This is a genomic window from Thermoanaerobaculia bacterium (genome assembly GCA_018057705.1).
In the GTDB taxonomy this organism is placed as follows: Bacteria; Acidobacteriota; Thermoanaerobaculia; order Multivoradales; family JAGPDF01; genus JAGPDF01.
In genome coordinates, this window is record JAGPDF010000066.1 from 1 (window position 1) to 26845 (window position 26845).

25 protein-coding genes are annotated in these 26845 nt (G+C 68.8%); 13 read left to right on the plus strand and 12 right to left on the minus strand.

Annotated features, from left to right (window positions below; translation table 11 throughout):
- Together KBI44_16565 and KBI44_16570 are read left to right on the plus strand one after the other, a co-directional pair.
- Nucleotides 1–1413: tetratricopeptide repeat protein (locus KBI44_16565; GenBank protein MBP9146093.1), on the plus strand; the 1413-nt coding region annotated here is incomplete at its 5' end.
- A 150-nt stretch (nucleotides 1414–1563) separates the two neighbouring features.
- Nucleotides 1564–2769, plus strand: coding sequence for an MFS transporter (locus KBI44_16570; GenBank protein MBP9146094.1), 1206 nt, complete (start codon nucleotides 1564–1566; stop codon nucleotides 2767–2769).
- On the opposite strand, the gene KBI44_16575 is transcribed toward KBI44_16570, so the two are convergent.
- From KBI44_16575 to KBI44_16590, 4 genes are all read right to left on the minus strand, one after another.
- A complete protein-coding gene (locus KBI44_16575; protein ID MBP9146095.1) occupies nucleotides 2766–5195 on the minus strand; it encodes a transketolase in 2430 nt (809 codons plus the stop codon). The two genes, KBI44_16570 and KBI44_16575, sit on opposite strands and share 4 nt — an antisense overlap.
- Nucleotides 5196–5207: 12 nt before the next feature.
- Nucleotides 5208–6293 carry a dTDP-glucose 4,6-dehydratase gene (rfbB, locus tag KBI44_16580; protein MBP9146096.1) on the minus strand — a complete coding sequence of 362 codons (1086 nt, stop codon included), beginning with the start codon at nucleotides 6291–6293 and terminating at the stop codon, nucleotides 5208–5210.
- A 66-nt stretch (nucleotides 6294–6359) separates the two neighbouring features.
- On the minus strand, nucleotides 6360–6824 hold the full coding sequence (locus KBI44_16585; protein ID MBP9146097.1) for an SCP2 sterol-binding domain-containing protein: 465 nt from the start codon (nucleotides 6822–6824) through the stop codon (nucleotides 6360–6362).
- Nucleotides 6821–7930, minus strand: a complete 1110-nt coding sequence (locus KBI44_16590; GenBank protein MBP9146098.1) for a thioredoxin domain-containing protein — start codon at nucleotides 7928–7930, stop codon at nucleotides 6821–6823. The genes KBI44_16585 and KBI44_16590 overlap by 4 nt, the downstream gene beginning before the upstream one ends.
- Before the next feature lie 276 nt (nucleotides 7931–8206).
- Here KBI44_16590 and KBI44_16595 point away from each other — a divergent pair, with 276 nt between their 5' ends.
- The 8 genes from KBI44_16595 to KBI44_16630 all read left to right on the plus strand — a co-directional run bounded on the left by KBI44_16595 (nucleotide 8207) and on the right by KBI44_16630 (nucleotide 13704).
- Nucleotides 8207–8683, plus strand: a complete 477-nt coding sequence (locus tag KBI44_16595) for a DUF4920 domain-containing protein (protein MBP9146099.1) — start codon at nucleotides 8207–8209, stop codon at nucleotides 8681–8683.
- A 410-nt stretch (nucleotides 8684–9093) separates the two neighbouring features.
- Nucleotides 9094–10551, plus strand: a complete 1458-nt coding sequence (locus KBI44_16600) for a hypothetical protein (GenBank protein ID MBP9146100.1) — start codon at nucleotides 9094–9096, stop codon at nucleotides 10549–10551.
- Nucleotides 10548–11330, plus strand: coding sequence for an RNA pseudouridine synthase (locus tag KBI44_16605; GenBank protein MBP9146101.1), 783 nt, complete (start codon nucleotides 10548–10550; stop codon nucleotides 11328–11330). The genes KBI44_16600 and KBI44_16605 overlap by 4 nt, the downstream gene beginning before the upstream one ends.
- A gap of 165 nt (nucleotides 11331–11495) precedes the next feature.
- Complete coding sequence (locus KBI44_16610; protein ID MBP9146102.1) at nucleotides 11496–11699, plus strand: cold-shock protein; 204 nt, start codon at nucleotides 11496–11498, stop codon at nucleotides 11697–11699.
- A 166-nt stretch (nucleotides 11700–11865) separates the two neighbouring features.
- Nucleotides 11866–12069 (plus strand): cold-shock protein, encoded by a 204-nt coding sequence (locus KBI44_16615; protein ID MBP9146103.1) that lies wholly within the window; start codon nucleotides 11866–11868, stop codon nucleotides 12067–12069.
- A gap of 122 nt (nucleotides 12070–12191) precedes the next feature.
- Entirely contained in the window at nucleotides 12192–12668 is a 477-nt protein-coding gene (locus tag KBI44_16620) for an RNA polymerase sigma factor (protein MBP9146104.1), read from the plus strand.
- Nucleotides 12665–13039, plus strand: a complete 375-nt coding sequence (locus tag KBI44_16625) for a hypothetical protein (GenBank protein ID MBP9146105.1) — start codon at nucleotides 12665–12667, stop codon at nucleotides 13037–13039. The genes KBI44_16620 and KBI44_16625 overlap by 4 nt, the downstream gene beginning before the upstream one ends.
- Nucleotides 13036–13704 carry a hypothetical protein gene (locus KBI44_16630; GenBank protein MBP9146106.1) on the plus strand — a complete coding sequence of 223 codons (669 nt, stop codon included), beginning with the start codon at nucleotides 13036–13038 and terminating at the stop codon, nucleotides 13702–13704. The genes KBI44_16625 and KBI44_16630 overlap by 4 nt, the downstream gene beginning before the upstream one ends.
- A gap of 3 nt (nucleotides 13705–13707) precedes the next feature.
- Here KBI44_16630 and KBI44_16635 read toward each other — a convergent pair whose 3' ends face one another.
- Together KBI44_16635 and KBI44_16640 are read right to left on the minus strand one after the other, a co-directional pair.
- Complete coding sequence (locus KBI44_16635) at nucleotides 13708–15060, minus strand: SpoIIE family protein phosphatase (GenBank protein MBP9146107.1); 1353 nt, start codon at nucleotides 15058–15060, stop codon at nucleotides 13708–13710.
- A 7-nt stretch (nucleotides 15061–15067) separates the two neighbouring features.
- Nucleotides 15068–15541: a copper-binding protein gene (locus KBI44_16640; protein MBP9146108.1), complete on the minus strand. Its 474-nt coding sequence runs from the start codon at nucleotides 15539–15541 to the stop codon at nucleotides 15068–15070.
- A 111-nt stretch (nucleotides 15542–15652) separates the two neighbouring features.
- Between KBI44_16640 and KBI44_16645 the strand changes: the two genes are divergently transcribed.
- Genes KBI44_16645 through KBI44_16655 form a run of 3 tightly spaced genes read left to right on the plus strand, consistent with a single transcriptional unit; the run spans nucleotide 15653 to nucleotide 21260 of the window.
- Nucleotides 15653–17308: an NAD-binding protein gene (locus tag KBI44_16645; protein ID MBP9146109.1), complete on the plus strand. Its 1656-nt coding sequence runs from the start codon at nucleotides 15653–15655 to the stop codon at nucleotides 17306–17308.
- 41 nt (nucleotides 17309–17349) lie between these two features.
- Complete coding sequence (locus KBI44_16650; protein MBP9146110.1) at nucleotides 17350–18189, plus strand: TIGR00730 family Rossman fold protein; 840 nt, start codon at nucleotides 17350–17352, stop codon at nucleotides 18187–18189.
- An 11-nt stretch (nucleotides 18190–18200) separates the two neighbouring features.
- Complete coding sequence (locus KBI44_16655) at nucleotides 18201–21260, plus strand: DEAD/DEAH box helicase (protein ID MBP9146111.1); 3060 nt, start codon at nucleotides 18201–18203, stop codon at nucleotides 21258–21260.
- A gap of 17 nt (nucleotides 21261–21277) precedes the next feature.
- On the opposite strand, the gene KBI44_16660 is transcribed toward KBI44_16655, so the two are convergent.
- The 6 genes from KBI44_16660 to KBI44_16685 form a co-directional block, all read right to left on the minus strand.
- Entirely contained in the window at nucleotides 21278–21658 is a 381-nt protein-coding gene (locus KBI44_16660) for a type II toxin-antitoxin system VapC family toxin (protein MBP9146112.1), read from the minus strand.
- Nucleotides 21659–21693: 35 nt separating this feature from the next.
- Complete coding sequence (locus tag KBI44_16665) at nucleotides 21694–21927, minus strand: type II toxin-antitoxin system VapB family antitoxin (GenBank protein ID MBP9146113.1); 234 nt, start codon at nucleotides 21925–21927, stop codon at nucleotides 21694–21696.
- 111 nt (nucleotides 21928–22038) lie between these two features.
- Entirely contained in the window at nucleotides 22039–23505 is a 1467-nt protein-coding gene (locus KBI44_16670) for an NCS1 family nucleobase:cation symporter-1 (protein MBP9146114.1), read from the minus strand.
- A 35-nt stretch (nucleotides 23506–23540) separates the two neighbouring features.
- Nucleotides 23541–24875 carry an NAD-dependent dihydropyrimidine dehydrogenase subunit PreA gene (gene preA / locus KBI44_16675; GenBank protein ID MBP9146115.1) on the minus strand — a complete coding sequence of 445 codons (1335 nt, stop codon included), beginning with the start codon at nucleotides 24873–24875 and terminating at the stop codon, nucleotides 23541–23543.
- Between the two features lie 12 nt (nucleotides 24876–24887).
- The gene (locus tag KBI44_16680) at nucleotides 24888–26228 is read right to left on the minus strand and encodes an FAD-dependent oxidoreductase (protein ID MBP9146116.1); all 1341 of its coding nucleotides are present in this window, start codon (nucleotides 26226–26228) and stop codon (nucleotides 24888–24890) included.
- The coding region (locus KBI44_16685; GenBank protein ID MBP9146117.1) for an amidohydrolase family protein at nucleotides 26225–26845 on the minus strand (621 nt) is incomplete at its 5' end. The genes KBI44_16685 and KBI44_16680, both read right to left, overlap by 4 nt.

A 26845-nucleotide genomic window follows, 5' to 3' on the forward strand; every position in this document is an offset into this window, starting at 1 on the left:
CTGCCGTCGCCCAGCGGCGAGGACGCCCGCATCGACCTCGTCGAGGCGCGCACCGCGGCGGCGCTGTCCGATTTCCACCGCCAGCTCGTCGTGGCCGAGCGCGCCGCGGCGCGTGCCGAGTCGACCGGCTCGCGTTCGATCCTGGCGCGGGCCCGTTTCGAGCAGGGTGCCGCGCAGCGCAAGCTGGGCGACTCCACCGTCGCGGCGGAGCTGTTCGAGAGCGCGCACCGGATCGCCGGCGAGCTCGGCGATCGAGCCTTCAGCGCGATCGTGGCGCAGTCGCTGGCGAATCTCGAGCAGTCGCGCGGTGATTTCGCGCGCGCCGAGCGGCTCTTCGAGGAGTCGCGCGCCACCTTCGAGGCGATCGGCAACCGGCGGCGCGCGGCGCGCGTGGAGGTCTCTCTCGGGCTCGTGGCCTCGGAGCGCGGCGAGCTGGAACGGGCACGGAAGCTCTACGAGGGCGCCGAAGCCACGCTCACGGAGCTCGGCGATCGGCGCGGTGCGGCGGCGGCGGCGGCGAATCTTGGCACCATGCTCTACCTGCAGTGGGATCTCGCGGGCGCCGAGCGGCGGCACGAAGCGGCGCTCGCTACCTTTCGCCAGCTCGAGGATCGCTCCCGGGAGCTCGTGGCGCTCGCCAACCTGGGGCAGATCCGGCGCGAGCTCGGCGATTTCGCCGGCTCCGACCGGCTCTGGCAGCTGGCGCTCGATCTGGCGCGCTCCACCGGCGACCAGGCCGGAGAGGGCGACGCTCTCCTCGGGCTCGGGGAGAACCGCGCCCTGCAGGGCGACGTGGCCGCGGCCGGGCGCGATCTCGCGGCGGCGCGGGCTCTCTTCGAGGCGGGCGGCGAAAGGCCCAGGGCGGCGACCGTGCGGCTGGTGCAGGCGCGGATCGAGCGCGACGCCGGCCAGCCGGCGCGCGCCTTCGCCGAACTGCTCGCCCTGTCGCGTGAGTTCGCCGGCCGCGGCGAGGCGGACGAGCAGGTCCAGGCCGACCTCGAAGCCGCGCGCTGCCTGCTGGCGCAACCGGGCAAGAAGGAGGCCGCAGGTCAGCTGGTTGCTGAAGCCATCGGCGTCGCCGAGCGCAACCCGGCCGCCTGGTTGCGCCATCTCGCGCGGCTGGTCTCGGCGGAGGTCGACGTTGCCTTCGGTCGCTTCGCCCGGGCGCGCCAGACGCTGGCAGCGGATCTCGCCGCCGCTGAAAAGGCTGGCCACCGTCTTGCCATCTTCGAGGCGCGGCTGGGCGCGCTGGCGGTGGACCGCGCCGCAGGCGTCGCGACCGCCCGAGGGGCACTGGAGCGGTTCGCAGTGGAAGCCCGCGCCGCCGGATTTGGCGCGTTTGGCTTGCGCGCCGAGCAGCTCGCGGCGGCGTCGGCGGCACCGGACGCCGCGGCGGCAACTTCGGTGCGGTGAAAGGCCACTCGCGGGTTGTGAACGGTCTTACACGCGTCGCGCGCCAGAGACGGCATCATTCGCTCACCCTCCTTCATTTATCCCCCGCAACGCCGGGGCAGGCAGACTCCCCGGCGTTGCCCTTTTTTTCTCTCCGCCCGACCCGCACAGATGTGGCGTAGAAACGGTCGCGCCACGGACCGCAGCCGGGAGCCGCTGCTCTCGGTCGCCTTTCTCGAGCTCTGCCTGTTCAACTTCGCCGCCTCCGCGGCAGTTTTCGCTCTTCTGCCCGTGGCGCCGTATCGCATTCACGACCTCGGCGGGCCGACCGAAGCGGCCGGTCTCTTTCTCGGCAGCCTGACCTTCGCCTCGGCGCTTTCCGCCCCGTTCACCGGCGCCCTGGGGGACCGGCTCGGTCAGGGCCGTGTCCTGGCGACGGCGGCCACCGCCATCGCCGCGCTCTTCGCGATCTACTCCTTCGTCACCGCCTGGCCGCTCTTCGTCGCGCTCGCTTTCGCGCAGGGGATCTTCTGGTCGGCTCTCCTGACCTCGTCGGGCGCCTATGCGGTGCGGCTCATTCCGGAGGCTCGCCGCGGCGAGGGCTTCGCGGTGCACGGCATGGCGACCATCCTCGCCATCTCGCTCGCCCCGAGCCTCGGCTTCCTGTTGTTCGGTCTGGGCTGGCGTTGGCTGACGGCGGTGCTCGCGGCGGCGAACGGGGCGATCGCGCTCCTCGCGCTGCGCTTCGTCGGGGGCGACGCCGAAGTATCGCGCCGAGCCGGGCTCGCCCCGCCGCCGGAACGGCTCGCCTGGCCGGTGCTGCGCTTCGCGGTGGGCCTCTTCCTCGTCTCGCTCGGCTACGGCGGGCTGACCAGCTTCATCGCGCTCTACACGGAATTTCGCGGCGTGGCGCCGCGCGGAGTCTTCTTCGTGGCTTTCGCCGGCACAATCTTCGGCCTGCGGCCGTTCGTCGGGCGCTGGATCGACCGGGTCGGAGCGTTCGCGGCCCTGCGTCCCTCGATCGTGGCGGTGGCAGTGGCGCTCTCGCTGATGCCGCTCGCCGCGACGCGACCGGCGATCGCCGCCTGCGCAGTCCTCTACGGCCTCGGCTTCGCGGCCATCGGGCCCGCCTTCACGACCTACGTGATCGGCCGCGTGGCCCCCGAGCGCCGGGGCGCGGCGTTCGGCGCGAACATCGCCGCCTTCGACACCGGCATCGGCAGCGGCTCGATTCTCTTCGGTCCGGTGATCGCCCATGCCGGCTACGCCCCGGCCTTCGCGCTCGCCGCGGTCGCGGCGATTGGCGCCTGGCCCTACTTCAGCTGGGCGCGGCGGCGCTTCGAAGCGGAGACCGCCGCCGAAGCCACCGTCAGCTAGAAGAGCGACGGATACCGGTTCGGAGCGGCGTCGCGCATGAGGCCGTAGATGGCGCGGAAGATCTCGTCGCGCGAGGGCTTCGAGAAATAGTCGCCGTCGGAGCCGTAGGCCGGTCGATGCTCGCGGCCGGTGACCGTGACCGGTGGAGCATCGAGCCACCAGAAGCCGCCCATGCGCTCGACGATCTGCTGCATCAGCCAGGCCGAGGCGCCGCCGGGGACGTCCTCGTCGACGATCACCAGGCGATTCGTCTTGCGCAGGCTGGCGATGATGCGGTCCTCGCGGTCGAACGGCGACAGCGTCTGGACGTCGATGATCTCGATCTCGACGCCGGTCTTCGCCAGCAGGACCGCTGCCTCCTCGACGATCGGGCAGCAGGCGCCATAGGTCACGACCGTGACGTCGCGCCCCTCGCGCAGCGTTTCGGGCACCCCGAGCGGCACGCGGAAGGAGCCGACGTTTGCCGGCAGGCGCTCCTTGTGGCGGTAGCCGTTCAGGACTTCGACGACGATCGCCGGATCGTCGGCGGCGAGCAGCGTGTTGTACATCCCCGCGGCCTGCGTCATGTTGCGCGGCACACAGAGCCAGATGCCGCGCGTGAGATGGAGCAGGCCGCCCATCTGCGAGCCCGAATGCCAGATCCCCTCGAGGCGATGTCCGCGGGTGCGCACGATCACCGGCGCCACCTGCGCTCCCGCGGTCCGCCAGGAGAGCGAAGCGAGGTCGTCGGAGAGCGTCTGCAGGCCGTAGAGGACGTAGTCGAGGTACTGGATCTCGGCGATCGGCCGGATACCGCGCAACGCCAGGCCGATCGCCTGCCCCATGATCGTCTGCTCGCGGATACCCGTGTCGGACACCCGCAGCGCGCCGTATTTCTTCTGCAGGCCGAGAAATCCCTGATTGACGTCGCCCAGATGGCCGACATCCTCACCGAAGGCGACCAGGTTGGGCATTCGCGCCAGTGCTTCGTCGAAACAGGCGTTCAGGACCTCGAAGCCGTTGAGGACGGGGGACTCTTCGTCGTAGAGCGCCGCCACCGGGGCGATCTCGAGCGGCGAACGTGAACCCGACGCGCGAAGGTGCGAGCCGTAGCGCTCTTCGTTCTCGAGCCTGTGCTCCTGCGTCCAGCGCGCCAGCGCGGCGCGCTCGGCCGAGGCGTCGCCCAAGGTCGCGATCAGAATCTCGTGTGCCGAGGTCTGGAGATTGCGGTGCAGGACGGGGTGCATGCGATCGAGCGACTTCACCAGTGCCTCGATGGCGGCCGGGTCGCCCGCCTGCCGGGCCACCTTGCCGGCGAGGTCGGTGAAGACCCGCTTGTCGACGCCGATCGCCTCCTGATAGGCGTCCCAGGCCCGGCGCTGCGCCTCGCGGGCCGCCGTCGCAGACTCCCTCTCGATTGCGTCGAGCTCGCTTTCGCCGGCGATCCCTTCGGCGAGCATCCAGGCGCGCATGCGGCGCAGGCCGTCGAACTCCACTTCGAACGCCAGGCGCTCGGTGGACTTGTAGCGCTCGTGGCTGCCGGAGGTGGAGTGGCCCTGGGGCTGCGTGACTTCGGCGACATGAACGATCGCCGGCACATGGTCGCGACGGACCCGTTCGGCGGCGGCCAAGTAGGTGTCGACGAGAGCGGGATAGTCCCAGCCGCGGACGCGATAGAGCTCGAAACCCTCGCCGCAGTCCGGCTTTCGCCCGAATCCGGAGAGCATCTCGGAAAGGTCGCTCTTGCAGATCTGGTGCTCGTTGGCGACCGAGATGCCGTAGCCGTCGTCCCAGATCGACAGCAGCACCGCAGCGCGCAGCACACCGATGGCGTTGACCGTCTCCCAGAAATGCCCCTCGGCGGTCGAGGCGTTGCCGATCGTGCCGAAGGCGATCTCGTTGCCGCCGCGCGAGAACTTCTCGAAGCCGCCGTCGGCCAGACCGGGCAGCTCGCGATAGAGCCGCGACGCGTGTCCGAGCCCCACCAGGCGGGGCATCTGGCCGGCGGTGGGGGACATGTCGGCGGCGCTCTGGACGCGGGCAGTGATGTCCAGGGGCGCGCCGTCCGCGTCGCGCAGACGGGTGGCGAAGTGGGCATTCATCTGGCGGCCGGCGGAGGCCGGCTCGCGCACCGGGTCGGCGTCAGCGTAGAGCTGGGCGAAAAACTGGTCGAGCGTGAGCTCGCCCACCGCCAGCATGAAGGTCTGGTCGCGGTAGTAGCCCGAGCGGAAGTCGCCCGGCTGCGCGGCGCGCGCCATGGCGAGCTGGGCGAGCTCCTTGCCGTCACCGAAGATGCCGAACTTGCCCTTGCCGGTGAGCACTTCCCGCCGGCCGATGAGGCTGGCGTGACGGCTCTCCCAGCCCAGCCGGTAGTCGGCGAGGACGCTCGCGCGGGTGAGGACGGGGCCGTGGTTCTCGGCGACGGGATGGGGGGCGGTGTCGGTCATCGGCCGCCGATCTTACCGGCTCTGGGGTGGAGCGGGCGATGCGGTACCCGCTGCCCAGTCGAAGGCGAGGTTGCCGGTGCGGGCGAGGATCGCTTCCCACCAGTCGCGGTTGTCGACGTACCACTTCACGGTCTCTTCGAGCCCCGCGTCGAAGGCGACCAACGGCCTCCAGCCGAGCTGGGTCTCGATCTTCAACGGGTCGATGAGGTAGCGCCGGTCGTGGTTGGGGCGGTCCGGGACGTGCTCGATCCACTCTTCGGGGCGCTTGCCGAGCAGGGCGAGGACGCGCTCGACGATCTCCATGTTGGTGCGCTCGTTGCGTGCCGAGATGTCGTAGATCGGCAGCAGTTCCGGCCGGGTCGCGGCCTCGTAGCCGACCGCGACGCGCGGCGCGTGGAGGATCGCCCAGATCGCCGCGCAATGGTCGGAGACGTGCAGCCAGTCGCGCATCTGCAGGCCGTCGCCGTAGACCGGCACCTTCTTGCCGCGCAGCACGTTGGTGATCATCAGCGGCACGAGCTTCTCGGGAAACTGGAAGCGGCCGTAGTTGTTGGCGCAGTGGGTCATCGCGATGTCCATGTCGCGATAGGTCTGCATGTAGGCGCGCACGAACTGATCGCCGGCCGCCTTGGCGGCGCTGTAGGGGGTCTTGGCGTTCAGCGGGCTGCCCTCGGTGAAGAAGGCGGCATCTTCGGCGAGCTCGCCGTAGACTTCGATCGTCGAGACGTGGAGGTGGCGCTTCACCGGGTGCCCGGCCTGTCTCCGGGTGGCTTCGAGCAGGATCTGCGCCCCGAGCGCGTTGGTGCGCGCGAACGACGACGGATCGAGAACGGCCCGGTCGTTGTGGCTCTCGGCGGCGAAGTTCACGACGAAGTCGGGTCGGAACTTGCCGTAGACCTCGAGCATTCCCGTGAAGTTGCAGATGTCGTCGACGACGATGTGGATGCGGTCGCGCACGCCGTCGAGGTTTGCCTCGTTGGCGGCGAACGACAGGTTGTCGAGCGCCACGACGGAGGCGCCGGGCTCGCGCCGCAGCACGTCGTGGACGAAGTTCGAACCGATGAAGCCGCAGGCGCCGGTGACGAGATAGGTGCTCATGGGAAAGTGGCTCCTTCGAAGTCCTCGAGGCCGCGCAGGTGGATCGTCTGGAGCTCGCGCACCGGATCAGAGGGTGGAGGCGGGCAGGTGGGTCGGCACGAGCCGGGCGCACTCGAGGAGCGCCTGGGCCGCCTTGAGATGGGGCAGCAGGGAGAAGAAGGAGCCGCGGGTGAGCTTGAGTCCGCCGCCCATGAGGGCGGCGCCGGGCTCGATCTCGCCGGTGAGCAGGCGGATCCAGACGGCGGCCGGTGCCGTGAGGCAGAACGTCGCGCCCTCGAGATCGCCGGGGAGCGCCGGTCGCGCAGCGCGGCAGCTGCCGTGCGCGAGGTCGAGAAAGAGCCCGCGGCCCGCCGGAAAGCCGGGTGTGCCGTCGGGCAGGAGGGAGAACGCCAACGAGCCCTTCCACGACGCCGCGGCGGCACGGTAGGGCTCGTTGGCGCCGAGCTCGCGCTCGAGGCGCTCCGCCCACGCCGGTCCGAAAAGCTCCGGTGCGGGCGAAGCGGAGTCGAAGAAGGGTGCTTCCGGCGTCACTTCGCCGCCGGGACCTCGATGCCCTTGCGGGAGAGCTCGTCGTTGATGACCCGGGCGAGCTCTTCGAACGGCACGGCGCCGTTGATGAAACGGCCGTTCACGAACAGCGCCGGAGTGCCCGAGACGCCGGCCGCCTGGCCGTCCGCCAGGTCACGAGCGACGATCTCGGCCATCCTGCCGCTGTCGAGACAGGCGTCGAACTTGGCGACGTCCACTCCGACCTTCGCCGCGGTGGCCTTCAAGTCCGGCACCGAGAGCTTCTGCTGGTCGGCGAACAGCGCGTCGTGCATCTCCCAGAACTTGCCCTGCTCGTTGGCGCAGAGCGAAGCCTCGCCGGCCTTCGGCGCCTGCGGGTGGATGTTCAGCGGGAACTGCCGGAAGACGAAGCGGACCTTGTCGCCGTAGACCTGCTTCGCCTGGTCGATCGAGGGGTTGATGCGGCTGCAGAACGGGCACTGGAAGTCCGAGAACTCGATGATCGTGATCGGCGAGCCGACCGGGCCGCCCTTCGCGGGAGAGCCGGCTTCGGCAACCTGGACGCGGGCCACATCCATGAGGATGCGGGTCTTGTACTTGGCGCGCAGCGACTGGATGAACGCCTCCTGCGCCGCCTGGCCGCGCTGCTGGATGAGGAACTGCTTGATCTGCGGCGCGATCTGCTCGAGCGGACGGCCCTGGATCCGCGCCTGGTTCTCCTGATACCAGGTGGCGACTTCGGCGTCGGTCACTTCGCCGATCTTGCCCTGGATCTCGGCCTGCTGGAGGGCGAGGACGTCGATGCCACGGGCGGCCGCTTCGGTTTCCATGAGCTTCTGCTCGACGAGGCGGTCGAGCCCCTGCTCGAGGAGCTTCTGGCGATCCTGCTCGAGCTTCGCAAGCTGCGGGGCGAGCAGGGTCTCGAGATCGGCCATCGTCACCGGCTTGCCGTTGACCTCGGCGACCGGGGTGCTCTTGTCGGCGGCGGCAGCGGTGGCGGCCGGCTTGGCGGCGACGCTCTTCTCGCCGGCGCAGGCCGGCAGGACGGAGCCGACCAGGCCGAGAATGGCGAGCGACGCCATGGCGGCGAAGGCGCGGGGCTGCGGCATCGATTTCGGGGAGTGACTCATTGCGGTGGATCTCCTGTGGGTTTGCTCCGGTGGGGCACGGGCTGCCGGAATGGCGCTGGGCGGCTCCAATGCAAGTCGAAAGCCAGTCATGAAGTCTACCCGAGATGGCGAAAACCACGCTCGGCGCTGCGAAGGGGGCGAATTTCGTAGAATCCCGGGCACGCCCGGGCCGTTCGGGTCGCCGGGTCATTGGGTCATTCAGGTCGTTCGGGTCGCGGAGGTCCTGCGCCCCGGGTGGCCGGAGCCACTTCCATCTCGATCGAGAGGAGCTCTTCGATGCGCATTCGTCTGCTGTCGTCCCTGCTGCTGCTTACCGTCTCTCCTGCCATGGCCTCGACCTGCGAGAAGGTCTCGTACGGCAGCGGCGTCACGCTCACCGATACGACCGCGGTCCAGTCGATCCTCGCCCAGCCGGAGGCGTTCGTCGGCAAGGAGGTGCGCGTCGAGGGCACGGTGAAGGAGGTCTGCGAGATGGCCGGTTGCTGGATGGACCTCGAGGCGGGCGACGGCGCCCAGACGATGAAGATCAAGGTCAAGGACGGCGTCATCGTCTTCCCGGTCGCGGCGCGCGGCAAGCAGGCGGTCGCCCAGGGCAAGGTCGAGGATCTGGAGATGACCCGCGCCAAGTACGTCAAGTACCTCGAGCACGCCGCCGAGGAGCAGGGCGGGAAGTTCGACGAGACCGCCGTCAAGGGCGACGGTCCGTTCCACGTCTACCAGATCGCCGGCACCGGCGCGGAGATCTGCAAGTAGGGCGATGGCGCCGGCCGGCGCCGCAGCGCGGCGCCCGAAAGCCGAAGCTGGAAAGTAGGATGTGTTGAGCGAAGCGAAACGCATCGCTCGCGTTTCGCATCCACGCCTCTGTCACGCGACCGATGCGGTGCGCTTCGCTTACCGCATTCTACGGGCTGACGTTCTTCTTTCTGCGTGGCGCCCAGGGCAGGGAAAAAGGCAAAGGACCGGTAAAGGGAAAAGCTCGGCGGCGGGAGTGGCGAAGGATCTTGTCGCCATTGCAGAGGCCGGTAGGCCCCGAGTCGACCGCCGGCAAGCGGGCTTCAGGGCGTGGATTCCCTTTACTGAGCTTTTCTTCTGGCGCGAGGCGAGGGACTTCCGTTGAGCCGGGACCGGCTCTCAGCGGGTTCCGGCTATGCTACCGGCTCCCCATGAAACTCATTCCGGCGGCCGCGGTCGTCTTTCTGATGGCTCTCGGCCTCTATGCCGCGACGACGCACCGTCGGGTCTTCATCGCTGGCAACGACGCCTCGCGGTGGGCGGCGATCGAATCCCTGGTCGACCACGGGTCGGCCAGCGTCGAGCGCTCCCGGTTCGCGGCCAACATCGACCGGATCCGCATCGGCGAGAACGAGTACTCGAACAAGCCGCCGCTGCTCGCGCTCGGCGGCGCAGCTATCTACGCCGCTCTGCAGGCACTCTTCGGCTGGTCGCTCTCCGGCCCCGGGGCGTCGAGCGTCCTCTATTGGGTGACCCTCCTTCTCGTCGGAGTGCCCTCCGCCTGGCTGGTGGCGCGGTTTTACGCCGAGCTCAAGCGCTTTCCGGCGCTCGACGGCCGCTGGCGCCTGCTGCTCGCCGGCGCGCTGGGTGCCGGGACCCTCCTCTTCAGCTTCTCGACGACGCTCAACAACCACACCGTCGCTGCCGCACTCCTCTTCGCGGCCTTCGTCGCGGCGCTCGACGGGCGCGGACTCGCGAGCGGTCTGGCCGCAGGCCTCGCCGCCGCGGTCGATCTGCTGCCCGGGATGGGGCTCGTGCCGCTCTTCGGCTGGATGCTCCTGCAGGGCCGCTCCCGGGGCGCCCTCTCCCGCTTTGCCGCCGGCCTCGCCTGCTGTCTGGCGCTCGCCGGCGCCGCCAATCTCGGAACCCACGGCTCGCTCATGCCGGCGAAACTCGTCGCCGGAGCCGTCGACCTCTCGGCCCAGGCGGGTCCCGCAGCCGGGGGAGTGGTGCTGCCGCAGAGCCTCACCTATCCGCTCGAGATTCTCCTCGGCAGTCACGGCCTCTTCGCGGTCTCGCCGGTGCTGCTCTTCGGCGCCTGGGGTCTGGTGCTCGCCTGCCGGCGGCCGCGCGTGGGCGCGCTTCCGGACCAGCCCGATCCGGAGGGCCTCCGAGGCCCCTTCGCGGACGCCACTCTCGGGCGGGCCCTTGCCCTCGGGCTGCTGCTGCAGTTCGCCGGGCACGCCGCGCTTGCAGGCTCCTACGGCGGTTGGTCCTACGGCTACCGCTACCTGCTGCCGATCCAGCCGCTGCTGCTTTTCTGCGCGCCGCTGGCGCTCGCCGGCTCGCAACGCCCGCGCCGCCGATTCCGGATACTGTTCGCCGCAGTCCTGCCGGTCTCCGTTCTCTTTGCGGCCCTCGGGGCCTACCATCCATGGCCGCCGGCATTCGAACAGGAGTCTTCGGGACATCCAGTGGCGACGCTGGTCGAGAACCCGGTCGGCGGCAACGCCGCCGGCTGGCTCGCGCAGCACGCGCCCGCAAGTGCGCTCGCCTCTTGGACGGCGCGGCGGTTCGTCAGTCCGGACCCCGACCTCCAGCGGCGCTACTTCGCTCTCTTCTTCGGCAGCAAGGGAGATCTCGCCTCGATGAGAAAGTTCGCAGATTGAGCCGGCCCGAGCACAAGCCGGCCGAAAAGAAGGGTCCCCGGCCGGTGCCGGCCTCGCTGCTCTATTTCGGCGACCGTTTCGCGGCGATCGACAAGCCCGCCGGTCTGTCGTTGCGCACTTCGCGCGCCGACCCGCACAGCGCGGCGCGCGGGTTGGTCGAGGCCTTGCGTTTCCGCGACCGCGAGCTCTTCGCCGGGCGGGAGCCGCAGCTCGTGCATCGGCTCGACGAATCGACGAGCGGCGTCGTCCTGGTGGCGCTGGACGTCGACATTCATCGCGAGCTCGTCACCCGTTTCGCCGAGCGCCAGGCGGAGAAGCGCTATCTCGCCCTGGTCTGGGGCCACCCTCGCCCGTCCATCGGAAGCTGGGATGCCCGCCTGGGCCCGGACAAGAAGGATCGCCGGCGGATGAAGGTCGACCCGCAAGGTCGGCCGGCGTTGACGGAGTACCGGGTTCTCGCCAGGGCGGCGCATGTCGCCCTGGTCGAGCTCGCGCCGCGGACCGGCCGGACGCACCAGTTGCGGGTTCACCTCGCGGCGGCCGGGCACCCGATCGTCGGCGACGACCTCTACGGCGGGCCGCGGGAACACAGCATCCGGTCGCCCGCGCTGCGGACCGCCCTCGCTCCCGGACGCTCCCTGCTGCATGCCTTCCGGCTGGCGATCCCGGGCCTCGAGCCAGAGTCGTTCGAAGCCCCTTTGCCGGCCGATTTCGTGGCCGCCCTGGCGGCCTGCCGGATCCCGATGGACACGGCGCTTGCATTTTCCTCGAAGCCGTGAAACACTTCGCTGCAACAAAAGCCGGAACAGAACTATCCCTCCCTCCCCTTTGACCCAGCACACTCAATATTCCTTTATTTTTGAGGTCCATCGCGGACCTCGCAACAGCGCTCCGCTTTCGCGGATCGCGACTTATCCACATGCAGTTGCAGCAAGGAGTCACGCATGACCGAACAGGGCACAGTGAAGTGGTTTAACAACGAGAAGGGTTTTGGTTTCATCTCGCGCGAGAGCGGTCCGGACGTGTTCGTCCATCACACCGCGATCACCGCCGAGGGTTACCGCTCCCTGAACGAGGGCGACCGGGTTTCTTTCGAGGTCGTCGAGGGTCAGAAGGGTCTTCAGGCCCGCAACGTCGTCCGGATCTGACCTGCCACTCGCAAGGCGCAGTCATCTAATGATGTCCATCCTGGCGAGCCGGCAACCGCGGTGAGCCGTGCAGTTTTGAATTTCGCGGGCCCAAGACGGACCCGCGGCAAGGTCGGCCTCGAAGCGAGGCCGGTAATAACTAACCAGTAGGTGTAAGGAGCAGGGCATGACCGAGCAGGGCGCAGTCAAGTGGTTCAACAACGAGAAGGGCTTTGGCTTCATTTCGCGTGAGAGTGGTCCGGACGTTTTCGTCCATCACACCGCGATCCTCGCCGAGGGATATCGCTCCCTCAACGAAGGGGACCGTGTCTCCTTCGAAGTGGTCGAGGGCCAGAAGGGCCTGCAGGCGCGGAACGTCGTCCGCATCTGACGCAGCCTTTCTCCTTTAGATTTCAATCGATCGCCCCAGCCGCTCGCGGCCGGGGCGTTTTTTTTTGTCTGCTCGCCTCCCGAAATGTGACCTGACCTGTTCCTCGGGTACATTCCTTTCGAATGGACCTCGAAGAGACAGTGCGCGATCTGGCCCCGCGGCTTCTGCGTTACTGCCGGGGCCGCCTGGCAAGCCTCGAGTCGGCTGAGGACATTGCCCAATCGGCGCTCATGGCTCTAGTCGCCCGCTGGCGCGCGGTCGGGCCCCCCGACTCACCCGTGGCATTTACCTTCTCTATCGCCCGGCGCCGGGCTTGGCGTGTCGCCTTTAAAGAGCGCCTCTTGTTGCCCATTTCGACGCTCGGATTCCGGAATGAGCCGTTTGCTGATCCGACCCAAGCTGCCGAAGCGAAATCGGAGCTGCGAGGGTTGCGAAGCAAACTGCAGAGGCTCTCGGTAAAGGAGCGCGAGGCCATACTCTTTGTGGTCGCCGGAGAGCTCTCGATGGTCGATGCGGCTCTGGCTCTCGGCATCTCCGAATCCTCGCTCAAGATGCGCCTCGTCCGCGCGCGCCAGAAACTGAAGGAGTTCCAAGAATGAGAGACCAAAGCGACGAGGCAGTAAGGGCGGCTCTTGAGCCCTCGGAGCTGGAGGTCGAGAGGGTTGTTGCCGCCGCTCTGGCTGCGGAACCAGGTGGTTCTCGCCGCGGGCCACTCTGGATGGCGGTCGCTACGACTGCCGTTTTCATCGCGGTGGTCGTCGCCTACGCCCGTCGTGAGCGTCCCTTTACCGGTCCTTTTCCTGTTGATGCGCGAACCGAGGTGACGAGCACAGTCAGCAATGTTGGCGGGGTGATGTTGGTGAGGGGGATGGAGGGGCGAACTCTCGTCGCCAGCACCGGCATGAAGAGGGAGTCGGAGGAGCTTCAGAAGTCCTACCGGATCATCATTTCGAGAGGAACGGTGCCATGAACAGGATGATGCGAGGACTACGGGCAGTCGCCTTGATTGTGACCGTCTCGAGCCCGGGAGTCGCGGAGTCGGGGCCCGCGGGCAAGTTGAATCAGAGGATCGAGCTCGACCTCCTCGAGGCAGCTCCTGCCGATGTGTTTGGATCGTTCGCCAAGATGCTGGGAGCGAGTCTGGATCTTTCGCCAGCCGTGACAGGGAAGATCACGGTGCGGCTCCACAACGTCACGGCAGATACTGCGATCGGCGCAGTCTGCGAATCGATCGGCTGTCGAAGTGAGCTCTCGTGGGGAGAGAGTCCTGTTCTCCGGATACTCCCCGTGGCCATTGCGGTGCCCGAGCCGGTTGGGCCGGCGCTCCGTCAGAGTCTCGATTCGCCGATGAGCATCTCGCTCAAGGACGCGTCTGCGATGGATGTCCTCGTCAGTATTTCTCGAATGCTGAAGGCGGAGCTCAAGATTCAGGAAGGAACCAGCCAAACCGTGACACTCGAGCTACAGGGCGTTCCCGCGAGTCAGGCACTCGACGCAGTAGGCGCGCTGCTCAAGATGAACTGGGATCTACGGGAGGAAGCCGTCGACGGAAAGACCCGGCGCATCCTGGAGATCTCGCCGAGGCGGCCGGTCCACCCGGTGTCGGCGGCCCCGCCGGTCGATGAGAAGCTCTGAGGCTCAGGCCCCCGCGCTGGGCACGACGCGGACGACGACGACGGTGAGGTCGTCCTGGAGCTCGGATTCGCCGCGGTAGGTGGCGAGGTCGGCGAGGAGGGCCTGTTCGACGGCGCGGGGGCGGGGGTCGCGGCGGGCGGCGGCGGCGAGCTCGTCCATGAGGCGGCGCTCGCCGTAGGGACGGCCGCGCGGGTCGGTCGCCTCGAGCAATCCGTCGGTGACGAAGAGCCAGAGGTCGCCGGGCTCAAGCGGTTCGGTGTGCAGCGGGAAGGCGGCCGGCAGACGGGTGCCGAGCGGCGGTGAGCTCGCCTCGATCGCACTGACCTTGCCCGTCGCGGCACAAAAGCGCAGGGCCGGAGGATGGCCGGCGGTCACGACGTGCACCTGGCCCGTCTTGCGATCGAAGAGCGCTACCACCAGGCTCATGAAGAGGCGCGACACGCCACTGTCGCGCACCAGCAGGTTCAAGCGCTCGACGACAGCGCGCGGCTCCGCGAGGTCGGCACGCAGCAGGTGGAGCCCGGCGCGCACGCCGGAGAGCAGCAGGCCGCTCGCGACGCCGTGCCCGGCGACGTCGCCGACGACGACGGCCACGCGGTCCCCGTCCACCGGCAGGAAGTCGTAGTAGTCGCCGCCGACTTCGGTCGCCGGAAGCGACATCCCCTGAAGCTCGAGCCAGGAGACGTCCGGCGCCGAGGAGGGCAGCATGGCGAGCTGAATGGCGCGGGCGTCCTCGAGCTCCTCGCGCATGCGCGAGCTCTCGCGCTCGCGAGACGAAGCGACGCTCCACTCGGCGATGAACCTGCCCGCCTGGCGGCGCGTCATCGCCCATCCGGCCCAGGCCGCGACAGCGTTCACCAGGACGATGCCGATGAACGGCCCCCAGAAGGAATCCGGCGCCTCTTCGAGGCCGCCGGCGAGGATGCGGATTCCGGCCACCCCTGCCGCGCCGACCGCGAGGAGCGGTGTGTCGCTGCCGCGCAGGCGCAGGAGCAGGAGCAGGAGCGGCGAGAGGAAGATCGAAGCGAACATCACCATCGGGAAGAGCGTGGTGATGACCATCCAGAGCGTGAAGCCGGCGGCGAGGAGAGTGAGCAGAGCGGGATGAAAACCGTGCCGCCACCGGTCACGGCGCAGGCCGAGGATGCCGCCGGCGAGGAGAGCCAGGGTCATCGCCGAGCCGCCGGCCCGCAACAGATCTCCGCGGCTCGCCTCGACGATCGTCATCACCAGCGCGATCGGTGCGAACCCCCACAGGAGGGGCCGGACGACCGCGGCGTTGCGCTCGTCGCGCCACCGCTGGAGGGCCTCCGCGCGCGGCAGCGCCGCGAGCTCGTGCAGGGGGAGAGATCTCAAGACGGAATCAGCGCGGCGGACCGCCGGCGCCGTCCGGGCTGGCGTCGCCCGTCGGAGCAGATACCGTGGGCGCGGTCGCCGGACTCTCCCAGGAGAGCAACGTGCCCGCCGGCAGCTTCTCGATTCGCGAGATGCGCACGATGTCGCTCGTCGCCTTCCACCGCATCTCCAGCGTAAAGGCGACCTTGTCGCCGGGCGCGAGAGTCGCGATGTCCGCGTCGGGGGCCAGGCCGAACGGCATCGTCATCGCCTCCATTCCGACGACCTTGCCGCTCTCGTCGCGGAAGTCGGGAACGGCCTCGTGGCGGATCGCAATCTCCGGCGACGGAGGGCTCGGCAGGCGGACGATCTCGCCGCGCATGGCGTAGGTCTCGACGGGCACGGACGGGGCCTCGGCGGGCTTCCCGCAGCCGGCCTGAAGCAGGGCGATCGACAGGAGGAAGCTGGCGGCGAAGCGGAGAGTTGAAGCGGAATCGCGCATGAAGCGAGCCTATCAATTGTCGCCGAGATGGCCGCGCTCCGAGCGCCGGGATGGCCTCGCCTCGGCTAGACTCAGCGGGATACTTCGGCCGGTGAAGGGAAAGCGAGCGGTATGCGAGGACACTACATCGTCTGCGGTCTGGGGATCGTGGGCTACCGGGCGGTCGAGCTGCTGCACCGGCTCGGGGAGAAGGTGGTCGTGGTCACCCTCTCCGGCCACGATGACCGCATCCAGGCAGCGCGCGCTGCCGGGGTCGAGGTCGAGATCGCCGACGCGCGCGACTCGAACGTCCTTCGGCGGCTCGGCATTCTGGAGGCGCGGGCCCTGGTCGTCACGACCTCGAAAGATGTCGTCAACGTCGAGATCGCGCTCGATGCCCAGCGCTTGCGGCCTGACCTCGCGATCGTGATCCGCCTCTTCGACCAGAATCTCGCCCGTCAGCTCGAGGGCGCCTTCCGGATCCGCCGGGCGCTCGGCATGGCGACCGTTGCCGCGCCGAGGATCGCCGCGGCCGCCACCGGCAGCGAGGTGCTCGGGCGCTTCCAGTTCGACGGCGAGGATCTGGTGGTCGCGATGATGGAGGCGGCAGAGCATCCGGAGCTCGTGGGGAAGGGCTCCGAGATCCTCGCCGCCCTCGACCGGCGCCTGTTGACGCGCGGCACGCGTCAGGCCCGGCGGCGCGACAACGGCGAGCCGATTCGCGAGGACGAAGCGCTCCTCGTCCTCGCCAGCCAGAAGAGCTGGGATGCCGCCGAGGGTCTCGCGCGGGCGCGTCCGGCCGGCGTCGCGGGTGCCCGTCAGCGCTTCGGCGACGCGCTCCGCAAGATCGGCTCCGCCTGGAGCGACGCTTCGACGGGGCTCAAGGCGGTCTTCGGCGTCCTCGTGGCCCTCATGTTCACGAGCGTGCTCGTCTTCCGCTACGGCATGGGCCTGTCGCTCATCGACGCGATCTACTTCATGGTGACGACGCTGACCACCACCGGCTACGGCGACATCACGGTGAAGGATCAGGCGGTCTGGCTCAAGGTCTACTGCTCGTTGATGATGCTGCTCGGTTCGGCGACGATCGCCACCGTCTATTCGCTCATCACCGACTGGATCGTGACGGCGAGGGTCCGCGAGCTGCTCGGCCGGCAGCCCGTGCCGGAGGACGGGCACGTCATCGTCGCCGGTCTGGGTAACGTCGGCTTCCGCGTCGTCGAGGAGCTCTGCCAGGCCGGTGTCCCGGTCGTCGTCCTGGAGCGCAATCGGGAAGGTCCGTTCGTCGGCGGCATGGAGCAGCAGGTGCCGCTCCTGGTCGGAGACGCGCGGCTGACTTCGGTCCTCGACCAGGCGCACATCCGGGGCGCCCGCAGCATCCTTGCCGTCACAGGCGACGACGCCGTGAACCTGTCGATCTGCCTGACGGCGAAAGAGATGTCGCCCGGAACCCGCACCGTCGTCCGGCTCTTCGACGCCGAGTTCGCGCGCAAAGTGGAGGAGAGCCCGCTGATCGACGCGGCGCTCGGCGCCTCGCGTATCGCGGCGCCGAAGTTCGTCGCGTCGGCGCTCTTTCCCGGAGTCCTGAAGGCGTTTCTCGACGGCGACACGCTCTGCGTGCTGCTCGCCGGTGGCGAGGAGCTCGACCTGCGCCCGGAGGATCGCCCGCAGGTCGTCTGGCAGGGGGGGAAGCCGGCCTTCGAGGGTGACCCGCGCGGTCGCCGGCGCATCGTTCAGGTCTTCCGGCCGTTCGTCTCCCCCTGGGAAACCGGGGGGATGGTGAGCTGAGTTGAGCCCACGCCCTCGCGCGCGTGGGCTAGACTCTCGCCGTGAAGCGACCCGCCAGCTGGGGCAAGGACTCCCGCAGCGCCGAAGAACGCAGCTTCCTCGCCGGCCCGACCTGGCGGCTCACCGAGCTCCGCCGGATCCTCCGCATCTTCCTGGAGTTCTTGCGCGGCTTCCGTTCGCTGCACTTCGTCGGTCCATGCGTCACGGTCTTCGGATCGGCGCGTTTCCCCGACGGACATCGCTACTACGAGATGGCGCGCGAGGTGGGGCGGCTTTCCGCCGAGGCCGGGTTCACGACGATGACCGGTGGCGGCCCGGGAGTGATGGAAGGGGCGAACCGCGGCGCGCGCGAGGCCGGAGGGCGCTCGGTCGGCTGCAACATCGCGTTGCCGCACGAACAGAAGCCCAATCGCTATGTCGACTATTTCCTGGAGTTCCGCTACTTCTTCGTGCGCAAGGTCATGCTCGTCAAGTACTCCTACGGGTTCATCGTTCTGCCGGGTGGATTCGGCACGCTCGACGAGATCTTCGAGACCGCGACGCTCATCCAGACCGGCAAGATTCCCGGTTTTCCGCTGGTGCTCATGGGGCGCGACTACTGGAAGGATCTTTTCGAGCTGCTGCGCGACAGGATGGTGAAGGAGGGGACGATCGATGCCGCGGACGTCGACCGCCTGCAGCTGACCGATTCTCCCGAAGAGGCCCTGGCGATCGTCGAAAAGCACGCCCGCGAGGTCGCAATGCTGCGCCTGGTACCGCGTCCGCGTCGCGTTCTCGGCGAGCACGCGGGCGGGAAGCCCGGCGACGGAACGTCGGCGGTGCCGGAAGCGGTGTCGCAGGCATCGGCGGCGTCGTCGGCGCCGGCGCCACCGGTGCCCTGAAGCGGGCTCGCGTGTCGCAAAATCCGCTGGAGAGTTTCGAAGCGGCGCTCGATCGGCTGCGCAGTCGGTTGGGCGAACGTCTCGTCGCCGAGCGCCGGCTCGCCCCGGATCCGGCCCGCATGGGCGAGCTCCTGCCGCCCCCACCGCCATCGCTGGCAGCGGCGCTCGCCGCACAGGGGATCGAGCGACTCTGGTCGCACCAGGTCGAGGCGATCTCGGCGGCCCGCGCCGGCAAGAACGTGCTGGTCACCACCGCGACCGCTTCGGGCAAGTCGCTGGTCTTCCAGCTGCCGGTGCTCGAGGAGGCGCTCGCCGGCGGCCCGGGGCGGGCGATCTTTCTCTTTCCGCTGAAAGCGCTGGGACAGGACCAGCGCGGCAAGCTCCTGACCCTGGCGCAGGCGGCGGGCCTCGACGCCGATGAGTTCGGCTGCGAAATCTACGACGGCGATACGCCGTCGGCGCAGCGCGCGGCGATCCGCCGCCGGCCGCCGCAAGTCCTGGTGACCAATCCCGACATGCTGCATCTGGGGATCCTCGCGCATCCGGGGAACTGGCCCGACCTGCTCGCCAACCTGAAGTGGATTGTGCTCGATGAGCTGCACGTCTACCGCGGGCTCTTTGGCGCCCATTTTCACCATGTGCTGCAGCGCCTGCTGCGGCTGGCGCGGGCGCACGGCGCACATCCGGCGATCATCGCCTCCTCGGCGACTGCCCAGAACGCGCGCGAGTTCGCCGAGCTCCTCGCCGCCGAGCCGTTCCTCGAGGTCACCGGCTCCGGTGCACCGCGCGAAGCGCGGCGGATATTCCTCGTGCGTCCCGAGGCGAGCCCCTACACGCTGACGCTCGATCTTCTCACCGCGCTCGTCGGCTCCGGGCAGAAGACGATCGTCTTCACCAAGGCGCGGCGGATCACGGAGCTTCTCTACGGCTGGCTGCAGCGCAAGGACCGTGAGCTCTCGCGTCGCGTGGCCTGCTACCGCGCCGGTTTCCTTTCCGAGGAGCGGCGGGAGATCGAGGCGAGGCTCCTCTCCGGCGAATTGGACGCCGTCATCTCGACCTCGGCGCTCGAGCTCGGCATCGACATCGGAGGGCTCGACGCCTGCCTGCTGGTCGGATTTCCCGGCAGCATGATGGCGACCTGGCAGCGCTCGGGCCGAGTCGGGCGGCGTGGCCGCGAGTCGCTGACCGCGCTCGTCGCCTTGCCGGATGCCCTCGACCAATATTTGCTGGAGCATCCCGACGAGCTGCTCGCCCGGCCCTGCGAGCCGCTCCTCTTCGACCCCGAGAACGAGCCGGTGGCGCGCATCCACCTCGAATGCGCTGCAGCCGAGGAGCCGCTCTCGCGAGTGGAGGATGCCCGTTACCTCGAGCGGCACGCGGCCGTGGTCGGCGATCTGCTGCGCGAGGGGACGCTCGTCGAAACGCGACAGGGCTCCGGGCTCGTGGCGCGGCGGCGGCGGCCGCAGCGCGACGTGAATCTCCGCGGGACCGGCGCCACTTTCGTTCTGGTGGACCGGACGCGGGGAGCCACGATCGGCACTCTCGATGGGGTGCGGGTCTTCAGCGAAGGGCATCCGGGGGCGGTCTACCTGCATCACGGCCGGCAGTACGAGGTGGCCGAGCTCGACCTCGATCGCCGGCGGGTGATCGTCCAGCCGACCGAGGTCGATTTCTTCACCTCGCCGCTGTCGCGCAAGGAGACCGAGATTCTCGGTGTGCTGGAGGAGCGCGAGATCGGCGGTCTCCAGGCGGCGCTGGGGCGGCTGCGGATCACCGAGCAGGTCACCGGCTTCGAACGCAAGCGGACCCAGGGTCAGGAGGTCATCGACCAGCAGTCGCTCGATCTGCCGCCCGCCGTGATGGAATGCGTGGGGCTCTGGTTCCGCACGCCGGAAGAGATCGCCCTCGAGCTCGCCGCGAATGGGCGTCACCTGCTGGGCTCGCTCCATGCCGCCGAACACGCCACGATCGGCCTCTTTCCACTGCTCGCACTCTGCGATCGCAACGACCTCGGCGGCATCTCGCTCGCTTTCCATCCGCAACTGGGCGGTGCCGGAGTCTTCGTCTACGAGGGCCATCCAGGGGGGATGGGCATCGCGAAGAAGGGTTTCCGGGAGCTCGAAGTCCTGCTCGCCAAGGTGCGCGATCACGTCGCGAACTGCGCCTGCGAGGAGGGCTGCCCGAGCTGTATCCAGAGCCCGAAGTGCGGCAACGGCAACCGCCCGCTCGACAAGCGCGGCGCGGTCGAGCTGCTCACGATGATGCTCGACCCCGCTCGCCCCGCGAGCGCGCACGAGCGGGCTCCGATGACAATTGCTCAGCCCAGCGCGGTCGCGCCTGCAGCGCGGCATTCAGCCCTGAAGAGAGGAAAAGCTCCGGTAAAGGAAGATGCTCTCGCAGGGCTTGAGGTGAGCTCGCCGCCGCCCTCTCCCGAACGTGCGGGCGGGGTGCCGTCATCGACCTCCCTTTACCGGAAGAACGCTGCGCGGGTCGAAGACGTCGTCCGCGCAGAGCGCGCCACCAGGGTTCAGGGCTTTGCAGGGAAGACTGTCCTCTTCGACATCGAGACCCTGCGCTCGGCAACGGATGTCGGGGGTTGGAACAAGGCCCACAAGATGGGGATCGCTCTCGCCGTCGTCTGCCATCTCGAAGAGGGGAGGTTCGAGACCTTTCTCGAGCCGCGCGCCGGCGAGCTGGCGGCGACGCTCAAGTCGGCCGGGCTGGTGATCGGCTTCAACAGCCGGCGCTTCGACTACGCGGTGCTGTCGGGCTATACGGGAGAGGACTATGCCCGCACACTGCCGACGCTCGACCTACTCGACAGCATGGTCGAGCGACTGGGCCGCCGGGTGAGCCTCGACCACCTGACGAAGGAGACGCTGGGCGCCGGCAAGACCGCCGATGGCCTGCAGAGTCTGCAGTGGGTCAAGGAGGGGCGCTTCGATCTGATCGAGGCGTACTGCCGGCGCGACGTCGAGCTGCTGCGGGATCTCTACCTCTTCGGCCGCCGCGAGGGTCATGTCTGGATCGCCGACCGCTCCGGACGGGTCCAGGTACCGGTCGACTGGTAGCCGCCAGCGGTCGGCTCTCAGCTCATTTCGAGGTCGGTGAAGGCGAAACGCCGGTCGTCGCAGAGCAGCGGTTGACGCGCCAGGCGGGCCGTCGCATAGGAGAGGCAGTCGCCGAAGTCGAGGGCTGCCTCGTGATGTCCCTCGCCGAAGCGCTGGTGGGCATCGAGCGCGGCCCGGAAGTGGGCGTCCGAAAACGGCACGATCGCGAGGTCGAACTCCTGGACGAAGCGCGCCAGCATGCCGTGCACGTCGCTGCCGGCCTCCCGCGCCAGGAGGAGACTGGCCTCGGCGAGCGTCGGAGCGCCGATGCCGGCGAAATTCGCGCTGGCGAGGGCGTCGATCAGTCGTTCGCAGCCCGTCTTGCGAAGGAAGATCGACGTGACGGCGGAGGCATCCACGATCACGCCGGAGGAGACCTGGGGAGGGGGAAAGGTCAGTGCTTCTCGAGGCGACGGCTGGCCGAGCGCGCCCGGATCACCGACCAGACCTCGCGCTCGAGGAACGAGCGCAGCTCTTCGCCGCGATTCTCCCGCACGACCTGAAAGGCGAGACGCTGCTTGCGCTCCTCGAGTGCCCGCCGGATCGCCTCGGTCTTGGATTCGCCGGTCAACTGCGCGAGCTCGAGCGCCAGGTTCTCGACCGATGCGTTCTTGATGTTCAACGCCATGCCAGGGCCCTCCCGATGAATGAGGGAAGGATAGGTAGAAAGGTGTAATTTGTCAACCATGGTGTAAATAGGTCGCACGCCTGCCTCAAGAATCACGGCGCGAGTCCAGGCTCAGGACGCAGGTCGGGTCGCGGCTGCCCAACGCTTCATGGCCACGTAGATCGCTCCGGCGGCGAAGAAGCCCACGAACCAGCCGTAGTCGTAGAGTGGACGCATCGGGGCGAAGACGAGCCCGCCCCAGGCGAGGGCGCAGCCGGCGAGGGTCGCGACGATGGCCGGCAGGCTCCAGCCCCCGTACTCGCCCTTGGGCAGGTAGAGGTCGGCGAGGTGGAGGTTCCGGCGCCGCACGATCCAGTAGTCGGCGATCAGCACGCCGGCGATCGAGCCCAGACCGCCCGAGTAGCCGACCAGCCAGGTGAAGATGTAGCCCTTGGGATCGGCGAGCAGCCGCCACGGCTGCATGGCGATGCCGAGAACGCCGGTGATGAGCCCGCCGGTGCGAAACGAGATCCAGCGCGGCAGAGCATTCGCGAAGTCGTTGGCAGGCGAGACCACATTGGCGGCGATGTTGACGGCCAGGGTCGCGACGACGACCGAGAACATGGCGAAGCCGACGATCCACGGGTTCGAGAAGTGGCCGACCAGCCGGATCGGATCCCAGATGGGCTCGCCGTAGAGGATGGCGCTGGCGCTGGTGATCAGCACGCCCATGGCGGCGAAGGCGAACATGGTCGTGGGCAGTGCCACCGCCTGCCCTATCGCCTGCTCGCGCTGGCTGCGGCCGAAGCGCGTGAAATCGGGCATGTTGAGCGACAGCGTCGCCCAGAAGCCGATCATGGCGGTGAGCGAAGGGACGAAGACGGGCAGGAACTCCGCCATCGTGCCGAACTTCCCGGGCTGCGAGAGCAGCGGGCCGAAGCCGTCCGCGGCCTTGACCGCCCACACCAGCAGGATCGCGGTCACGACGAGGACGTACGGCGCGGACCAGTTCTCGACCACCCGCAGCAGGTTCATGCCGCGGTAGATGATGCCGATGTTGATGCCCCAGAAGATCAGGAACGACAACCACTCGGTGGTCGTGTGTCCGGCAAATCCCGGGCCGAGCAGCTTCGCCCATCCGGGTACGAGCACGACGAAGAACGTCTGCAGCGCCTCGCCGCCGATCCACGTCTGGATCCCGAACCAGCCGCAGGCGACGAGCGCGCGCATGAGCGCCGGCAGGTTCGAGCCCGCGGTGCCGTAAGCGGCGCGCGCGAAGACCGGGAACGGAATGCCGTACTTCGTTCCCGGGTGGGAGTTGAGCAGAATGGGGACGAGCACGATGACGTTGCCGAGGAGGATGGTCAAGAGTGCCTGCCACCAGTTCATACCCTGCGTCATCAGGCCGGACGCCAGCATGTAGGTGGGGATGCAGTGGGCCATCGAGATCCACAGCGCCGCGTAGTTGTAGGTGCTCCAGGTGCGCTGGGCGATCGGGACGGGAGCCAGGTCGTGGTTGTAGAGGGGGCTTGCGGCGATGGCCGCCTCGTCGATCAACTCGACGCGGCCATCGGCGAGCTGGCGCTGGTTCGACTCCATGGGACACTCCAGGTGAGGCGACTGCGGACGCACGCTCAGTCGTGCAGGCCCCCGGGCACCTTCGCGGTGCCCTTCGCGATGCGGTCGTTCCAGCTCTCGAACGGCTTGCCGCGGGTGTCGTCGACCATCGTGATGCAGCCGGGCACGGGGCAGACGTGCGAACAGAGGTTGCAGCCGGTGCATTCGTCCCAGTCCACCCAGGTGACCTTCACTCCCGAGCCGGCGGCGCGCGCGATCGCCGCTTCCCGCGTCGGGGCGCGATGCCCTGCGGGCAGCGGGTGGCTGCCGGTGTGAATGCAGTCGACCGAGCTGTCGCGGCAGGCCACCAGGCAAAGGTCGCACCCGATGCACTTCTCCGCGTCGACATTCGCCGCGACCTTGTAGTTGAGGTCGAGGTCGCCCCATTCGGTGTAGGCGCCGATGGCGCGGCCGCGCAGCTCGTTCACCGACTTCATCCCCTTGTCGTCGAGGAAGTTCGACAGACCGTCGATCAGGTCCTCGACGATCCGGAAGCCGTAGTGCATGACCGCCGTGCACACCTGCACGCTGGTGGCGCCGAGAGCGATGAACTCCGCCGCGTCGCGCCATGTGGCGATGCCGCCGATGCCGGAGATGGGCACGGAGACACGGGGGTCGCGGGCGAGCGCGGCGACCATGTGCAGTGCGATCGGCTTGACGGCCGGACCGCAGTACCCGCCGTTCGTGGACCGCCCTCCGACGACGGGGTAGGGGACCATCCGGTCGAGGTCCACGCCGACGATGCTCTTGATGGTGTTGATGAGGCTCAAGCCGTGAGCGCCGGCCTCGACCGCGGCGGCGCCGGGCACGGTGATGTCGCCGATATTGGGCGTCAGCTTGACCAGCACCGGAACGTGTGCGAGCTCGACTGCCCAGCCGGCGACGACCTTGAGCACGTCGGGCTCCTGCCCGACCGCCGAGCCCATGCCGCGCTCGCACATGCCGTGCGGACAGCCGAAATTGAGCTCGAGTCCGTCGGCGCCGGTGTCTTCGACGCGGCGGATGATCTCCCGCCAGTCGTCTCTCGACTCGACCATCAGCGAGACGATCAGCGCATGTCCCGGGTAGCGCCGCTTGCAAAGAGCGATCTCGCGCAGGTTGACCTCGAGGGGGCGGTCGGTGATCAGCTCGATGTTGTTGAAACCGACCATGCGCTCGTTGCCGATCGCGAGCGCTCCGAAGCGGCTCGAGGTGTCGACGATCGGGTCCCCGAGGGTCTTCCACACGGCGCCGCCCCAGCCGGCGTCGAAGGCCCGCATGACCTGGTCACCGGTATTGGTGGGCGGGGCGCTCGCCAGCCAGAACGGATTGGGGGACCGGATGCCCGCGAAGTCGATGGAGAGGTCGGCCATGGTCGCTCGCTCCTACTCGTGTCCGGCCCGCATCGGCGAGTCGGGGCGGATCTCGATATCGAGCGCTGCGCAGATGCCGCGAGCGGCCCGTTTGCCGTCCTGAACGGCGGTCACGACGAGCTCGCCGCCGCGCATGGCGTCGCCGCCCGAGAAGACCCTCGGGTGGCCGGTCGCCCCGGTTCGCGGATCGGCCACCAGCGAGCCGCGATCGTCGATTCTCAGGCCCGAGAAGCACTCGGCAAGCTCCCGCAGGCGCGCCTGTCCGATCGCCACGATGGCGACGTCGCAGCGCTGGAGCTCGCCCGACTCGAGCTCGACCCCGGCCAACTGACCTTCCGGCCCGCGCACGAATCGCGCCGGGACCGCGCGCTCGACCAGAACGACTCCCGCGAGCCGGGCAAGCTCGAGTTCGTGCGCGTAGCCGCTCATTTCCAACGTCGTTCTGCGGTAGAGCATGCTCACCGACGGCACGCCGAGGCCAGCCAGCTCGCGGGCGACGTCGATCGCGGTATTGCCGCCGCCGATCACGACCGCCCGGCGCGCGCCGGCGACGAGCGCGCCCGGCGCCCCGCTCGGATCCTTGCCGAGCTTCATCCGTTCGATCCACTCGACCGCTCCGATGACGCCCGGGCCACTCTCGCCCGGGATGCCGAGCTTCACGTCGGTGCCGAGGCCGGGTCCCAGGAAGACGGCGTCGTAGCTGCGCAGCAGCTCCTCGGCGATCGGACCCGGCGCGACCTCGACGCCGGTGCGGATCTCGACGCCGAGCGAGCGGACGAACTCCACTTCGACGAGCGCGTCGTCGGCCGGCATCTTGTAGGGAGCGACACCCGAGGTGTTGAGCCCGCCTGCGAGCCGGCGGCGCTCGAAGATCGTGACGGCGAAACCCTCCAGCGCGAGATACGAAGCACAGGCGAGCGACGCCGGCCCGGCGCCCACGCACGCCGCCCGGCGGCCGTTGGCTGGCGCCCGCGAAAGGAGCGTCGCCGCCTGGCCGCCGCGCATCAGGGCCTCGGTGGCGAAGCGCTGCAGACGGCCGATGGCGATCGGCGGATCGCGGTCCCAGGCGTTGTAGACGCAAGCCCCGGCGCACAGGACCTCGACCGGGCAGACGCGTGCGCACGAGTAGCCGAGCACGTTGGCGGACAGGATCGTCCGGGCCGCGCCGCGGACGTTTCCAGTGCCGATCTTGCGGATGAACGTGGGAACGTCGATGCCGGTGGGGCAGGCCGCGATGCACGGAGCATCCTCGCAGTACAGGCAGCGGGCGGACTCGACCGCCGCCTCGGACGGCGAGAAGAGCGGCTTGGCGTCGGGCAGGTGCCGCTCCAGGCGGTCTTCGGGGAGCTTCACGGCTCGACGCTCGCTGGCTGCGGGAAGTGCGCGGGCTGGCGAGCGACGAAGCGACCGGCGCCCTGCTTTGTCGTGAGCGTCTCTCCGTCCCACAAGGTCCGGCCGCCGACGATCGTGCGCGCGATGCGTCCGCGGACCGCGAAGCCTTCGAAGATGCTGCGATCGGCCCTCGAGTGATGCGTCCTGGCGCTCAACGTGCGCCCTCCCCGGGGGTCGAGGAGCACCAGATCGGCGTCCATGCCGACCGCGATCGAGCCCTTCTTCGCCAGCCCGAAGATCCTGGCGGGCGCGGTGCTGCCGAGCTCGACCATCCGGGAGAGGTCGAATCGTCCGCCGACCACGCCGTGCGTGTACAGCAGCAGTAGACGGTCTTCGATGCCCGCGGCGCCGTTCGGGATCCGGGTGAAATCCTCGCGGCCCATCCGTTTCTGCTCGTGCGTGAACGGACAGTGGTCGGTGCCGACGGAATCCAGCATCCGGTTCGCGAGGCCGTTCCAGAGCGCCTCATGATGGCCGGCGTTCCCGGGCCGGATCGGCGGGCTCATGACGTAGGCCGAGCCGCCGAAGTCCGGCCTGTCGAACACCCTGTCGTCGAGGAGGAGATACTGCGGGCAGGT